The organism is Mucilaginibacter sp. Mucisp86, assembly GCF_047324315.1.
Lineage (GTDB): Bacteria > Bacteroidota > Bacteroidia > Sphingobacteriales > Sphingobacteriaceae > Mucilaginibacter.
This window is the reverse complement of the sequence record NZ_CP168503.1, coordinates 5815401-5829421: the sequence shown is the minus strand read 5'-3', so window position 1 is coordinate 5829421 and position 14021 is coordinate 5815401. Positions and strand designations below refer to the sequence as shown.

Here is a 14021-nt window from a genome sequence, read left to right as displayed (position 1 = left end):
ACAATTATTGAGTTAACAGGCGTTTTAGCGACCGAAGGTTCTCTAACGCGGCGCCCGCGGTATTATTGAAATACAAATAAACTGTTTTGCCTTCCTGTTGCCATTCATTAATATAAGATGCATATTCGGCAAGAAAACTTTCATTGTAACTGCCTTTGTAATTGCCCGAAGGGCCATGAAAACGCAAATAAACCAATTCATCGGAAGTAAGTTCCAAAGGAGTGGCCGATTTGGGCATATCCTGCAATACCATTGCTGCCTGGCAGGAGTTTAAAAGCTCAAATACATCATCCCTGTACCAGGACGGATGGCGAAATTCAATCCCGATGGACCATTCGTAAGGTTTCAGAAGTTCGAGCAATTCCTTTAATTGATGACGGGCCAAAACCTGCAAACTCGGTGGAAACTGAACGAGCAGGCAGCCCTTTTGTGTTTCCGGCAAATGGATAGCCTGCATGAAACTAATGATATCTTCCTGGTTGAAGACTAAGCCTTTTTGATGTGTAATACCTTTCCACAATTTAAAAGTGAAACGAAATCCTTCAGTTACTTCTGTTGCCCAGCGGGCTATCGTTTTGGCCTGTGGTATTTTATAAAACGAGCTATTAACTTCTATACTGTTTTCATGCAGGGCATAGTAACCCAACCGGGATAAATGACTATATTCAAGCAAAAAATCCCGTTTGGGCCTATCAATTTGCAAACCACTGGTACCTCCAAAAAGCTCTGCCTTCATATATCAAGAATGATATACCAGTGATTTTCATCATCCAGCGCGTAAGCCAGGCCGTCGCTCATTTCATAAACGTCGCGGCCATGCTTTTGGCTGAAATAGATTTTTTCATCACGGATAACAGTACCATTATTTTCTACACGTAGAAAAAAGAGGAGTGCGCCGATGTTCGGCGCAACATCTTTAAGGTGCCGGGCCTCCCCTTCTTTCACAAATGCCGAACTCATGCCTGCTTAAGTTTCGCTTCCATGCTTTGTGTGGTATGCGGAACCGCAAAGAGGCGTTCTTTTGGAATCAGTTTACCAGTAGACCGGCAAATACCATAAGTTCTGTTTTCGATGCGCATCAAGGCAGCTTCAAGCTGTTCGATAAACTTTTTCTGACGTGCTGCCAGCTGATTGGTTTGTTCCTTTTCAAAAGTGGCAGATCCATCTTCCAGTGTCTTACCGGCTATTGCAGCATCGTCTCCGTTAGAGTTTGAGGCGCTCAACGATCCAACCAGTTCCTGCAGTTCTTCGCGTGCCATGCCAATCTTTTCTTTGATCAATATTCTGAATTCGTTTAGTTCGGTATCACTGTACCGGGTTTTAGTAGTTTCTTGTTGCATGATTGGCTTAACAAATATTTTTATAAATGGTTGGCATAAATATAATACGAAACGTAATATACTGAAACCTTGCCTTAAATTAAATCTCCGGATCACAAGTTCGCCTCGCCGTTTTCTCAATTAAACACCAAACAGATTAAATAGCAACCAGTTCTTCGTTTTTTACTGATGGTACGGTAAAATAGAATGAGCTTCCGATCCCTGCAGTACTTTCAAACCATATTGTTCCGTTATTTCTCTCCACAAGTTCTTTGCATAATAAAAGGCCAAGACCACTTCCTTTTTCACTGGCAGTACCAAAGGTGGTATATGAAGTATATTTATTAAATATTTTTGATTGTGATTCTTCAGGAATCCCCTTCCCGTTATCCTGTATTTTCAGTATGGCAAAGGCCTCACTTTTTTTCGCGGTCAGGGTAACACGATCGCCTGCTTTCGAAAACTTCACCGCATTTTCCATCAGGTTCCGGATCACAATATCAATCATGGTTTCGTCGCCATAGACTATTATAGGCCCTGCTATCTCCTCCCCTGTTATCGTCACTTTCTTTTCAGCGGCCCGCTGCTTCATCAGCATAACATTTTGGTCAATCAATTTTCGCAGATCAAAGTTGGCTGGATTAGGCTGTATCCCATCTAACTGACTTTTTGCCCAGTACAGCAGGTTTTCAACTAAACCGGAAGTTATTACCAGGGTCTCATCTATCTTTTCAATCCAATAATCATTTTCCTCTTCCGACAGGCTTTTTTCTTTTATGATCTCCATCATATGGCTGATGGTATGGATCGGCCCCCTCAAATCGTGGCCAATAATCGAAAACAGGCGATCTTTTACATGTACAAGCTCTTCCAGGTGAAGGTTTTGCTCTGAGATGTTTTCATTTTTCAAAGCCAGCTGCTCGCTGAGTTTCCTTTTTTGTATATAATTCCTGAGCAATACAAAGGCAATTAACATTAAAAGTATGGTGCCGGCAGTTAAAATATCCCGCTTCAGTCTCACTTTTTCCAGCTCCTTCTGGCCTATGATCTTATTTTTATTTAATAAATCAATTTCCTGTTCCTTTTTTTCCAGTTCATAGGCTGATTGCATATTCCGGATTGTCTTCAGCCTTTGTTCGGTTTTCAAACTATCGTTTAAAGCAACTTCAAGGTTCCGGTAATACAATGCCTCTTTATAATTACCTATTTTTTGGTGAGTTAAGTACAATACATTATACGCGGTTTGGATAAGTTCGGCAATGCCGGACCTTCTGCTTTCTTCAAGGCCTCGTTGTGCATACATCATACTGGAGCTGTACTTACCCGTATAATAAGATGTTAGTGCCAGCCCGCTATGGCAGTAAGCAACATCTTCATCATCACTTGCTTTTTGTGCAATATCAAGTGCCTTGAGTAAATAACTTTCGGCAAGCCGGTATTCTTTCTTAGTAATATAATTTTCGGCAATATTATACATAGCCGCTGCCAGGTAGATAGGGTTCTTTACTTTTTTTGCTATAACCAATGCCCTTGAATTATAGGCAATAGCCGAATCAGGCTGCCCTTTTTTCTTGAATATTTCACCAATATTCACTAAAAGGCTAAAAGTACCTTCATGGGCTGGATCATTTTGTTTCATGGCTATCTTATAGCCCTGCTGATTATAGTAAAGTGCTTTTGAATAATCTTCCATTGAGGTGTATAAGCCTGCAATATTGTTATATTCATTACCCGTCAGTCCCTCCATACCCAATTTTTCACTGATCCGCAGGCATTGTAAATGGCTGGCAAGTGCCCCGGGCCAATCTCCCTTATATCCAAGAGCAACACCTTCTGCCAGATACCCCAGGGCAATACCTTTTTCATAATGGATTTTTTTTGCAAGATCAAGGGACTTCTGCGCCATAAACAACGCACTATCTGCATTCCTGCTCCAATACAACCTGGAAATAGTGTAGTAGATGTTTACCCTATCCGTATCATGTTTTACTTTATCAAGTTTTTTAAGCTGCGTATTGATCCGATCAGGCTGGGCCTGGCATGGCAGTGTACCCGGTACTATATTTACAGCACACCCCAGGATGCCATATATAATTATACATTTCGTATATAAACGAAATTGGAGAAGGATTGCACAGCCCCTTATTCTGAAGTATTCTTCTGTTTTTTTCATGAGATCTTTATTCCCTAAAGCCTTACACCTGTTCTGCTTTGCAGCCGTCAATACCCCAAAGTAAGTTACCGGTCATACGTGCCAGGTTTAATAGCTTCCACCCGCACAAATATCTGTTGATGGTGTATCGATGATAAAATAAACAACAAGTTGCTATGATCCGGCAACGTTAAAGCCGCCGGCGATAAAAAGTAAAAAAAATGCCGCCTCATGTTTAACAAATAAAAAACTTATTAAATAATATATTCAATAATACTTCAACCTTTTTTACGATCCGACAGATCAATTGGTTCAATTATTTTCAGAAAATCAAGCTCTTGAATAATATCCAATACTACTAAACTATTACATCAATAATATTATATTTAATTAACAAAATACACAAATAAGGAACACATATAATATAAAAACATTCTTTTACCCGCTTATAAATGCAACTACTATTCCGGTTAATCAATTTTCATTCACTCAATCATATCCGGCTAATTTAAACCATTGATCATAACCGCACACACATCGTCCGAATCCGAACAATTGCAAAGCAGATAATAAACTAACAATTTGAATATCAATAAATTAACATTTTGGCATACATTTAATGCTTTGTTCTTAAAGCAGGTCTGTCTGTTTATTCTGAGGAGGGCAATTAAACAACCAATTTTATGATCAAAAATTATTTAATAATTGCATGGCGTAACCTTATTAAAAACAAGGTGCATTCTGTTATTAACATTGCCGGGCTATCAGTTGGTATGGCTGTAGCCATGCTAATTGGCCTTTGGATCTGGGATGAACTATCTTTTGATACCAATCATCAAAACCGCAACACTATTGCCCAGGTCATCCAAAATGTTACCAATAATGGCGAGGTACAAACATGGCAGGCTGTACCACTGCCCCTGGCTGCAGAATTACGTAAAAACTATGGAAGCCTCTTTAAGCAAGTGGTGAACAGCGCCGGTTATGGCGACCATATGCTGGCGCTTGATACTAAAAAACTTAACCGTACCGGTGTGTTTATGGAGCCTAATGGTCCCGAAATGTTTACATTACAAATGCTAAAAGGCAACCGCAACGCACTTACCGACCCTTCATCTATCCTTATTTCGGCATCAACTGCCAAAGCTTACTTTGGCGACAATGACCCCATCAATAAAACTTTAATAATTGATAATCATTACAGTGCAAAGGTGGCGGGAGTGTTTGAAGATATGCCCTCCAACGCCACTTTTGCCGGTCTCAGCTTTATTGCACCCTGGGAAATGGGATTTACCGCTAACGATATCAGATCGATGCGTGAGCCCTGGCGTCCAAACTTCTGTACCCTGTATGTTCAAACCGCTGAAGGCGCGGATATGGCTGCCATATCATTAAAAATAAAAGATGCAAAGTTGCGCAATGTAAACGCTGTTCTGGCAAAAAAGAAACCGGCGCTTTTTCTGCAGCCCATGAACAAATGGCATCTCTACGATGAGTTTAAAGATGGCAAAAATACGGGTGGCCGTATTCAATATGTATGGATGTTTGGTATTATTGGTGTGTTTGTGTTGCTGTTGGCCTGTATCAACTTCATGAACCTGAGTACCGCCCGGTCAGAAAAGCGTGCCCGCGAAGTAGGGATCCGCAAGGCCATTGGCTCGGCCAGGAGCCAGTTGATCTATCAGTTCTTTAGCGAGTCGGTAGTATGCGTGGCCCTTGCTTTTGTATTCGCATTACTTTTTGTGCAGTTGAGCTTACCTTTTTTTAATGAGGTGGCAGGCAAACAAATGACTATACTTTGGGGCAGTCCTCTTTTTTGGTTTATGGGGATAGGCTTTACATTGTTTACAGGCATAGTGGCAGGCAGCTACCCTGCTTTTTACTTATCCTCTTTCCAACCTGTAAGAGTGCTTAAGGGAGCTTTCAGAGTTGGAAAACTCGCTGCACTTCCGCGCAAAGTATTGGTGGTGTTACAATTTACAGTATCTATTACGCTTATCATAGGCACCATAGTAGTCTTCAGGCAGATACAATTTGCAAAAGACCGACCGGTGGGTTACACCCGCGACGGACTTCTGTCTGTTAATCCGGGGACAGATCAAATCCACAAAAGCTTTGAAGCGGTAAAAAATGAACTGTATAAAACCGGAATGGTGGTATCTGCAGCCGAGGGAGATGTGAACCCAACCCAAACCGCAGGCAGTACCAGCGCCATTGAGTGGAAAGACAAGGATCCAAACTTAAGCGTTGACTTTCAGCAGAATGGTGTATCAGCAGGCTATGGAAAAACCGCGGGCTGGCAGTTCAAAGCAGGAAGGGAGTTTTCTAAAGATTTTCTGACTGATTCATCGGCAGTGGTCATCAATGAATCTGCCATGAAATTCATGGGCATGAAAGATCCATTAAGAAATAATATCACCTTTTATGGGGCAACATTCAAAATTATCGGCGTAATTAAAGACATTATTGTTGATTCACCATACGGACAGGTGAAACCATGCGTTTACTTTTTTAATAAAGACGCTGCCGGCACAGTACTATTACGTATTAACCCGAATATGAGTGCGGGTACAGCTATAGCAAGTATCGAGGAGGTATTTAAACGCTTTAACCCCGGGCAGCCTTTCCAATACACCTTTGTCGACAGTGCTTATGCCCAGAAATTTGGCAACGAGCAACGCATCGGCAAACTGGCCGCTTTCTTTGCCGGACTGGCTATCTTTATCAGCTGCCTTGGGCTGTTTGGCATGGCATCCTTTATGGCCGAACAACGGGTAAAGGAAATTGGTGTACGCAAGGTGCTGGGGGCAACAGTTTTCAACCTTTGGCGGCTGTTATCTGCCGATTTTATCAGCTTGGTTATGATATCGCTGCTGTTGGCTACACCTTTGGCATTTTACCTGATGCACAACTGGCTTCAGCATTTTGATTACCGGGCAGGCATATCGGTATGGGTATTTATCGTAACCGGTTTTACGGCGCTTATCATTACACTGCTTACGGTAAGTATCCAAACAATAAAAGCAGCGTTAACGAGCCCCGTAAAGAGCCTGAAAAGTGAATAACAGCAACCCTTTTCAGGCAACAATAAATATCCTGGTAACACCTAAAAACCGTTATCGATTTGGATTTGACAAATGTTTTATTGTACCCATTTATAAATCGCGCTCAATTTGCAGGGCTTTTTCGGTTTCGATGCGATTATGGATCTCGTGTACCATGCTGTCCATTTCGCGGGCGCATTCGCGGAGCTTTGAAAAGATCTCTCTTTGTTCGTTTTCGTCTTCGGTCATATCCAGCAGGTTTACCAACCCAAGCATTGTTGCCACAGGACGCCTGATCTCATGCGAGCTCATCCAGGCTACTTCGCGGAGCAGCCGGTTTTGCCTGTTGATCTCCTCTTCCTTTTCTTTTCGGTAAGTTATATCCTGGCACACGATAATGTAACCTTGAAAGGCATTATCTTCATTATACGCCGGTGTTAGCTGCGCCGAAACCCAAACCGGCGTTCCCTTTTTGGTATAAATGATCGTATCTATACCAAACGCCTCCCTGGCTTCCTGCCTGCGGATGATAGTTTCGAACTCCGGATGGTTTGAGCCACCTAAAAAATCAGCAGGCGTCTTATTTCTTACCTCATCTAACAGGTAACCGGTTTGCTCCACAAAAGCATTGTTCACCCATTGCAACCTCCGCAAATCGTCGGTAATAAGCACCATATTATCTACCTGTTTAATGATACCTGCCAGGCGTTTATTTTCCTGCGTACTGCGCTTAAGGGCATCTATATCACGCACCGCACCAATTAGCCGTATGGGTTGCTTTTGGTTGTTATACACAAAATAACCCTGGTCCATCACATATTTATACTCACTTTTGCCACAATTAAGCCGGTATTCGCATTCCCAGTTTGTAAGGCCGGCACGGCTGATCCGCTCCTGGCTGGTCACTACTTCTTCTATATCATCCGGATGAATTAATGAGCGCCACCATTCCAGTTCATAGCTGATCTCCTCATGCGGAATCTGTACCAAATGAGTGAGGCTGGTGTTGTAGATCAGTTTATTTTCGACAATATCGAGATCATAAACAACATCCCTTGTTGCCTGGGCAACCAGTTCATAACGTTCAACCGCTTCTTTCAGGCGCTCATCCTTAAGCCTGTCTTCGGTAATGTCCGAAAAATATACAGCAACGCCTTCATCCGTGGGATAAGCCGCCATCCTTAGCCAACGTTGCAGGATAACGGAATAGTCTTCATGCCTTACAATTACCCTTTCTTCAAGTGCTTTCTGGTAAACCGGATAAAACTTATTTTCACTTTTAGGGAATAACTCAAAAATACTTGTACCTATAATGTGGCTTTTTTCAGTTTTAATAAGTTCCCGAAAAGTGTCATTTATCCGTATAATATTCATTTGGCTATCGAGCTCAAAAAAGCAATCGGTGATGCTGTTCAAAGTATGCTCAAAACTATACAGATACCGGTTACGCTCCAATTCAAGCTGTTTAAGTTCTGTGATATCCTGCAGGGAACCTGTTACTTTTAACTCTTGCCCCGGGCTGCTTTCTACGCGGGCTAACTGACGAATGTAGCGGGTTGTGCCATCCAGGGCAGTAATGCGATGCGTTACATCAAGTTGCTTACCATTAATGATCAGCTCCTGCAATGCATTGATCATCATCGGCCGGTCTTCCGGAAAAATGTGCTGTACATAAATATCAAAAGCTTCCCGATTGTCATCCCGGTTAAGCCCGGCAATGCGATAAACCTCGTCCGACCATATCAACTTGTTATTTTGGGGATAAAATTCCCAGCCGGCAACCCGCGACAGTAGCTGGGTTTCACTAAGCTTATGCTTTTCCCGCAAAAGCTCCCGGTTTACTTTTTCAAGCACCTGCTCAAACTCCACCCGTTCGGTCATGTCGCGCACCATAACCATAATATGCGGTTTTTTGTTAAACCTGATCTTATGCGAAGTAATATTTACGTAAATTACTTGTCCATCCTTCTTAATATGCCGCCAGGTACCACTATTGTTGAGCTTATTTTCCAATTGTTCTATCGAAGTAATCACGTTTTGATGATCTTCTGCCGGCCTGATGTCCAGGATTGTCCGCTGTTTGAACTCTTCCACGCTATAACCATACATTGCAATGGCGGCGTCATTTACCGAAATAAACCGAAGTGTACCGGGCTCATAAATCCACATTGGGTTCGGGTTGGACTCATACATGCTTCGATACTGCTTTTCACTTTGCTTCAGCTTCCGGTCTTCCGACCTTATCAAAGCATAAAGAGCAATTGCTGTAACCGTAACAAACAGGCATCCTTTACCTAAACTTAGCCACAAATACTGATCGGGGCTTAGTATCGTTTTAAAGTAAAATAACAGCCGGTCGCTGAACGTGATCCATAACAGGCTGATCAGCAAATATGCAAAGGCTATACCAAGCGCCCCTTTTTTCCTCATAGTAAAATCAAATCAAAGTTTTAAACGTCTTTTTGGGGTTATAAGTTACTTATTAAAGAAATTAAGCCGCAGAGTTAAATTAAACTATTAAGTAAATTTAAAACCTATTAATTATTGTAACATTTATGTTACCACAAGCGCTTATTAGCCGCTACATCCAATTACTCCCGCCGATTTTTTTCTTAAAAGCATAACTTTATTGCATCTACTTACACCTGTGATATCCGGTATCATTATGCGACTAAACTTTACCCGCAACTTACAGCTTGGCTATGGCGCTTCGGTGTTGATCCTGCTAATCGTCGGAACTGTTTCCTATAATACGATTAATAATTTACTGAACAGCAACAAAGCTGTAGGCCACAGCACATTGGTAATTCAAAAGCTCGAACAGTCAATTTCACTAATGAAAGATGCAGAAACAGGCCAGCGGGGCTTTTTGCTTACGGGCAAGGCATCCTTCCTTGGCCCTTATAACGGCGCTTACCTTAAAGCGCAAGGCCTCATTACTGAAGTAAGCACTTTAACCGCTGATAATCCGCGACAGCAGGCTAACCTGGCCGCGATCCGTACGATACTAACCCGCCGAATGGCGATCCTGAAGGACCTGGTTTCAAAAAAACAACAAAAACAGGCCATTTCTACCGTCAATCTGGAAGAAGGGAAATCTGCCATGGATGCATTGCGCCTTGCTGTTGACCGGGCGGAAAACACCGAACGTAAACTATTGAACGAGCGTGCAGCAGTTTTAGAACGTTATACGCATATTGCTCCGGCAGCTATCATAACGGCCCTTTCAATTGCAATCGTAATCACATTACTATCCTATTTTAATATAATGCGTGATGTGCATACAAAAGACAGCCTGCAGCGGGAATTACAACTCAAAGAACAGGAAACTGCCGCTTTTAACGAGGAACTTACAGCCGCCAACGAAGAGATTACTACAGCCAATGAAGAGCTCACATCAATTAATGAAGAACTTTTTGAAGCTCAAAAGGCACTCTCACTGATGAACGGATCGCTGGAAGAACTGGTAGAGGCCCGTACCAGATCCCTGGCAAAGAGTGAAGAAGAAACACAAGCCCTTAATGAGGAACTTACAGCAATTAATGAAGAACTTGCAGCATCAAACGAAGAAATGCTGGCAAGCAACGAGGAGTTGCAAAGAAGCAGGGAGGAAATACAGAAACAAGAGCGTTTGTTCCGCTCTATCGCTGTAAATATCCCCCGGTCACTAATCCTTGTTATAGACAAGAACCATAACCTGATAACCATGGAAGGTGACCTCATGGAAAAATTAGGTTACCATGCTGAAAGCTATGCAGGCATGCACCTGAGCGATGTTTCCTCTCCCGGGCAATATGAAGCAACCAGGGAATACTATGACCGGATGCTGAACGGCGAGCAGATCAGGACTGAACTTAAAAGCGCCGGCGGTGATGATCTGCAGGTGGATTACGTGCCGTTAACAGATGAGCAGGGAATGGTTTATGCCGGACTGGTGATTGCTTTGGATATATCCGACCAGAAAAAAGCAGAAGAACACAGCGCCAAACTGGCTGCCATCGTCGAATCTTCAGATGATGCTATCATCGGTAAATCGCTGGATGGTATAATCACCAGCTGGAACAAATCGGCCGAAAGGATTTTTGGTTACCCGGCGTCTGAAATGATTGGCCATTCCATTCTTAAACTGCTTCCTCCGGACAGGCAGGATGAAGAGCCACAGATTATTGCACGCTTAAAGAACGGCGAGCGGGTGGAACATTTTGAAACCAAAAGATTGGCAAGTGACGGCCGGATCCTTGACGTATCCCTCACCATATCCCCTATACGTGACAGCCAGGGAAATATAACAGGGGTTTCCAAGATAGCCAGGGATATCTCCGAACAGAAACAGGACGAGCTGCGAAAAAATGATTTTATAGGCATGGTTAGTCACGAGCTTAAAACGCCGTTAACCTCGCTGATGGCACTAATCCAGGTGGCAAACCTCAAGTTGAAAAACAATCCCGATAATTTTTTGGCGGGCGCTATGGAAAAAGCCGAGATACAAGCGAGAAGGATGAGCAGTATGATTAACGGCTTTCTGAATATCTCGCGCCTGGAATCGGGGAAGATTGCTATTGATAAAGAAGTGTTTGATCTTGATTTGCTGATCAGGGAAGTTGTTGAAGAATACGAACTTACTGTTTCCAGCCATATTATTCATATTAATATCTGTGATCATGTACAGGTTAATGCCGATAGGGAAAAGATCGGATCGGTAATCTCAAACCTGATTAGCAACGCAGTTAAATATTCGCCCAAACAAAGAGAAATTGAAGTACAATGTGCATTGGTTGATGGCTTTGCGCAGGTTAGTATAAAGGATGAAGGGATGGGGGTAAATGCCCAGGACTTACCCAGGATCTTTGACCGTTATTACCGGGTTGAGAGCAATAACACACGCCATATTTCGGGTTTTGGCATCGGCCTTTATTTAAGTGCCGAGATCATTCGGCGACATGAAGGCCGGATTTGGGCAGAAAGTGAAAGCGGTACAGGGTCTGTTTTTTACTTCAGTTTACCGGTGGTTTAAATTGATGCCCATTTGTTAGCCGCCTATACAGCTGCATATGTTAATTCATTACAGGCTTCCCGGATCTGCAGTAAAACACCCACCAAAAACAACTGATTAATAACAACTTACAACAATTAACATCGCAGTAAATTAGCAGATACACCTGAATATACTTAAATTTAAAAAAAGATTGATGCATACCTGCTCTCAACAGAAGATGAAACGAGCTGATATGATGCAAAAATGCACACTGATTGCCCTGTATTTGCTTTTTGTTGTATCAGTAAACGCCCAGGAAATTACCAGGCGACATGTGGATTCTTTGCTTTTACAAAAGAGCTATTCGGGTTCGGCAACAAACCAGGTTAATTCTGTACTGCAGCTTGCAGAGTTTTTCAGCCATTTGCGTCACCCCTCTCCCGAACAACTGGATAGCGCTTCTTACTTTATCAACCAGGCCGAACAATTCAATCGCCGCTTGCCGCAGGCCGGGGTTAACTTTCGCATTGCTTTGATCCGTTCGGCATTTTATAAATCAAAAGGTGAGCTAAAAAGCGGACGTACTTTACTTGAACAAACCATACAGGATATTAAACAGGCACATAACTGGCCCTTACTTGGTAAGGCTTATTTTGAACTATCTGAATATTACAGCCAGGATTTTCTACAACAAACAATGGTTTCCCGGATCCATTGTTTAAACCAGGCGGTAAACGCATTTGAACGTACAAACTACCTCGTTGAACTTGCACGGTGCTACCGGCTATTGGCCGACCTGCATCAAATGATGAATAACTATACATTAGCTTTTGATGAGGCAAAAAAGGCATTAAAATATTATGGTCAGGCACATTACACAGAAACACAAGGCCTTTATGCATTATTAGGAAGGCTTTATTATACCCAAGGCGACTATAAAACTGCTATCAATTATCAATTAAGGGCCCTGCAAATTGCTACCGCAAGCAATGCCGACAATGTGCGGCTGATATGTCAGATCAATAATAACCTGGGCTATGATTTCATGAAGCTTGGCGATAATCCAAAGGCCATCAATTACTTTTCGCGTGCTTTGGAAATTGCAAAATCTGAAAAAGACAATGCAACCATATACCTGCTCGCGGGCAATATAGTTGATGTTTACCTGCGGATGAATCAGCCACAAAAAGCCAAAGCTTTTTTAACACAGGTAACTCAAAAATTCGCCTATCCGACCGGTAAACTGTATGAAGGAGGTGATGAGGTAAGTCAAACCTATCTTAAAATTTACCTGGCTTTAAAACAGTATAATATTGCCAAACGCTATTGCGATGAACTGATACAACGAACCAATAATCCTAACCTAAACCTGTATGCGCGAAGCAGCTATTACGAACTGATCATTAAGTATTATACCGCCACGGCCGGATATGCTGAGGCATTAAAATATCTCAAACTAAACCAAACTTTATTGAAGAAAATTGGTAACGACAATGACCTTGGCACCAATGAAACCCTTTGGTTTGGCCTGGATACCAGCCGGCGGCAGTATCAGTCGGCTATTCATCACCTTACATCAGCCAATACCATTAAAGATTCGATATTTAATGCAACCAAAAGTAAACAAATAGAGCAACTGCAAATTGAATTTGAAACCAGGCAAAAAGAAGCACAAATTTCACTTTTAAACCAAAAGAGCAGGCTTGAGCAAGCTAATTTACAACAGGCCAACCTTGTTAAAAACCTCACTATCGGCGCTATATTTTTATTACTGGTTATTGCCGGCTTACTATTCAGGCAAAATGTACATAAGCAAAGAAACAACGAGGTGATCAGTTCCAAAAATGTTTTGCTGGAAGATTTGCTGCTGCAAAAAGAATGGTTATTGAAAGAAGTACATCACCGCGTAAAAAACAACCTGCAAATTGTAATGAGCATTTTGAATACACAGTCGGCTTATTTACAAAATGATGTTGCACTTGAAGCAATTCGCGGTAGCCAGCACCGGGTAAACGCTATCGCGCTTTTGCACCAGAAACTTTACAGCAGCACAACCTCTGCCCTGGTATCCATGCCTGCTTATATCGGCGAATTAATTGATTACCTGAGCGATTCATTTGATACAAGTTTCAGGCATATAAAAATAAGGCAGGTATTAAATCCGTTAAGCCTTGATCCTGCCTTGGCGGTACCCATTGGTTTAATATTAAATGAGGCTATCACAAACGCCATAAAATATGCTTTTGATCATAACGGCGGCGAAATTGTGGTAAGCCTGTTTACATGGAACAATGACTATGCTGTTTTAAAAGTATCTGATGATGGGCGGGGCCTTCCTCCCGGCTTTGATCTTAATGAAGCTAATTCTTTGGGTATGGAAATGATGAAAGCCCTTGGAAAACAGTTAAAGGGGAAATTTGCAGTTGAAAATGCCCTTGGTGTTACCCTAATGATAACCTTTCCTATTGAACAAAGCCGCGTTGAAATTTATGAGGAAAAGGATTATTTCTTTGATTAACCCTGCTCAATTT

At 42.2% G+C, this 14021-nt stretch carries 8 protein-coding genes; 3 read left to right on the top strand and 5 right to left on the bottom strand.

What is annotated here, in order from left to right:
• Nucleotides 1-4 precede the first annotated feature (4 nt).
• The 4 genes from ACEN9X_RS24375 to ACEN9X_RS24360 form a co-directional block, all read right to left on the bottom strand.
• The gene (locus ACEN9X_RS24375) at nt 5-736 is read right to left on the bottom strand and encodes a DUF72 domain-containing protein (protein ID WP_413667603.1); all 732 of its coding nucleotides are present in this window, start codon (nt 734-736) and stop codon (nt 5-7) included.
• Entirely contained in the window at nt 733-960 is a 228-nt protein-coding gene (locus ACEN9X_RS24370; protein ID WP_413667602.1) for a hypothetical protein, read from the bottom strand. The genes ACEN9X_RS24375 and ACEN9X_RS24370 overlap by 4 nt, the downstream gene beginning before the upstream one ends.
• A complete protein-coding gene (locus ACEN9X_RS24365; protein WP_413667601.1) occupies nt 957-1340 on the bottom strand; it encodes a TraR/DksA family transcriptional regulator in 384 nt (127 codons plus the stop codon). Before ACEN9X_RS24365 ends, ACEN9X_RS24370 begins: the two co-directional genes overlap by 4 nt.
• A 136-nt stretch (nt 1341-1476) precedes the next feature.
• Complete coding sequence (locus ACEN9X_RS24360; RefSeq protein ID WP_413667600.1) at nt 1477-3492, bottom strand: ATP-binding protein; 2016 nt, start codon at nt 3490-3492, stop codon at nt 1477-1479.
• A 662-nt stretch (nt 3493-4154) separates the two neighbouring features.
• On the opposite strand from ACEN9X_RS24360, the gene ACEN9X_RS24355 reads away from it, so the two are divergent.
• Nucleotides 4155-6536, top strand: a complete 2382-nt coding sequence (locus ACEN9X_RS24355) for an ABC transporter permease (protein ID WP_413667599.1) — start codon at nt 4155-4157, stop codon at nt 6534-6536.
• Between the two features lie 90 nt (nt 6537-6626).
• Here ACEN9X_RS24355 and ACEN9X_RS24350 read toward each other — a convergent pair whose 3' ends face one another.
• A complete protein-coding gene (locus ACEN9X_RS24350) occupies nt 6627-8945 on the bottom strand; it encodes a PAS domain S-box protein (protein ID WP_413667598.1) in 2319 nt (772 codons plus the stop codon).
• 235 nt (nt 8946-9180) lie between these two features.
• On the opposite strand from ACEN9X_RS24350, the gene ACEN9X_RS24345 reads away from it, so the two are divergent.
• Together ACEN9X_RS24345 and ACEN9X_RS24340 are read left to right on the top strand one after the other, a co-directional pair.
• Complete coding sequence (locus ACEN9X_RS24345; RefSeq protein ID WP_413667597.1) at nt 9181-11529, top strand: PAS domain S-box protein; 2349 nt, start codon at nt 9181-9183, stop codon at nt 11527-11529.
• A 199-nt stretch (nt 11530-11728) separates the two neighbouring features.
• Nucleotides 11729-14008, top strand: coding sequence for a histidine kinase dimerization/phosphoacceptor domain -containing protein (locus tag ACEN9X_RS24340; protein WP_413667596.1), 2280 nt, complete (start codon nt 11729-11731; stop codon nt 14006-14008).
• The last annotated feature ends 13 nt before the right edge of the window (nt 14009-14021 follow it).

What these genes read in the sequence shown, in the direction of transcription:
- ACEN9X_RS24375 (WP_413667603.1), bottom strand. Translation starts at nt 736, where the DNA reads ATGAAGGCAGAGCTTTTTGGAGGTACCAGTGGTTTGCAAATTGATAGG.
- ACEN9X_RS24370 (WP_413667602.1), bottom strand. Translation starts at nt 960, where the DNA reads ATGAGTTCGGCATTTGTGAAAGAAGGGGAGGCCCGGCACCTTAAAGAT.
- ACEN9X_RS24365 (WP_413667601.1), bottom strand. Translation starts at nt 1,340, where the DNA reads ATGCAACAAGAAACTACTAAAACCCGGTACAGTGATACCGAACTAAAC.
- ACEN9X_RS24360 (WP_413667600.1), bottom strand. Translation starts at nt 3,492, where the DNA reads ATGAAAAAAACAGAAGAATACTTCAGAATAAGGGGCTGTGCAATCCTT.
- ACEN9X_RS24355 (WP_413667599.1), top strand. Translation starts at nt 4,155, where the DNA reads ATGATCAAAAATTATTTAATAATTGCATGGCGTAACCTTATTAAAAAC.
- ACEN9X_RS24350 (WP_413667598.1), bottom strand. Translation starts at nt 8,945, where the DNA reads ATGAGGAAAAAAGGGGCGCTTGGTATAGCCTTTGCATATTTGCTGATC.
- ACEN9X_RS24345 (WP_413667597.1), top strand. Translation starts at nt 9,181, where the DNA reads ATGCGACTAAACTTTACCCGCAACTTACAGCTTGGCTATGGCGCTTCG.
- ACEN9X_RS24340 (WP_413667596.1), top strand. Translation starts at nt 11,729, where the DNA reads ATGAAACGAGCTGATATGATGCAAAAATGCACACTGATTGCCCTGTAT.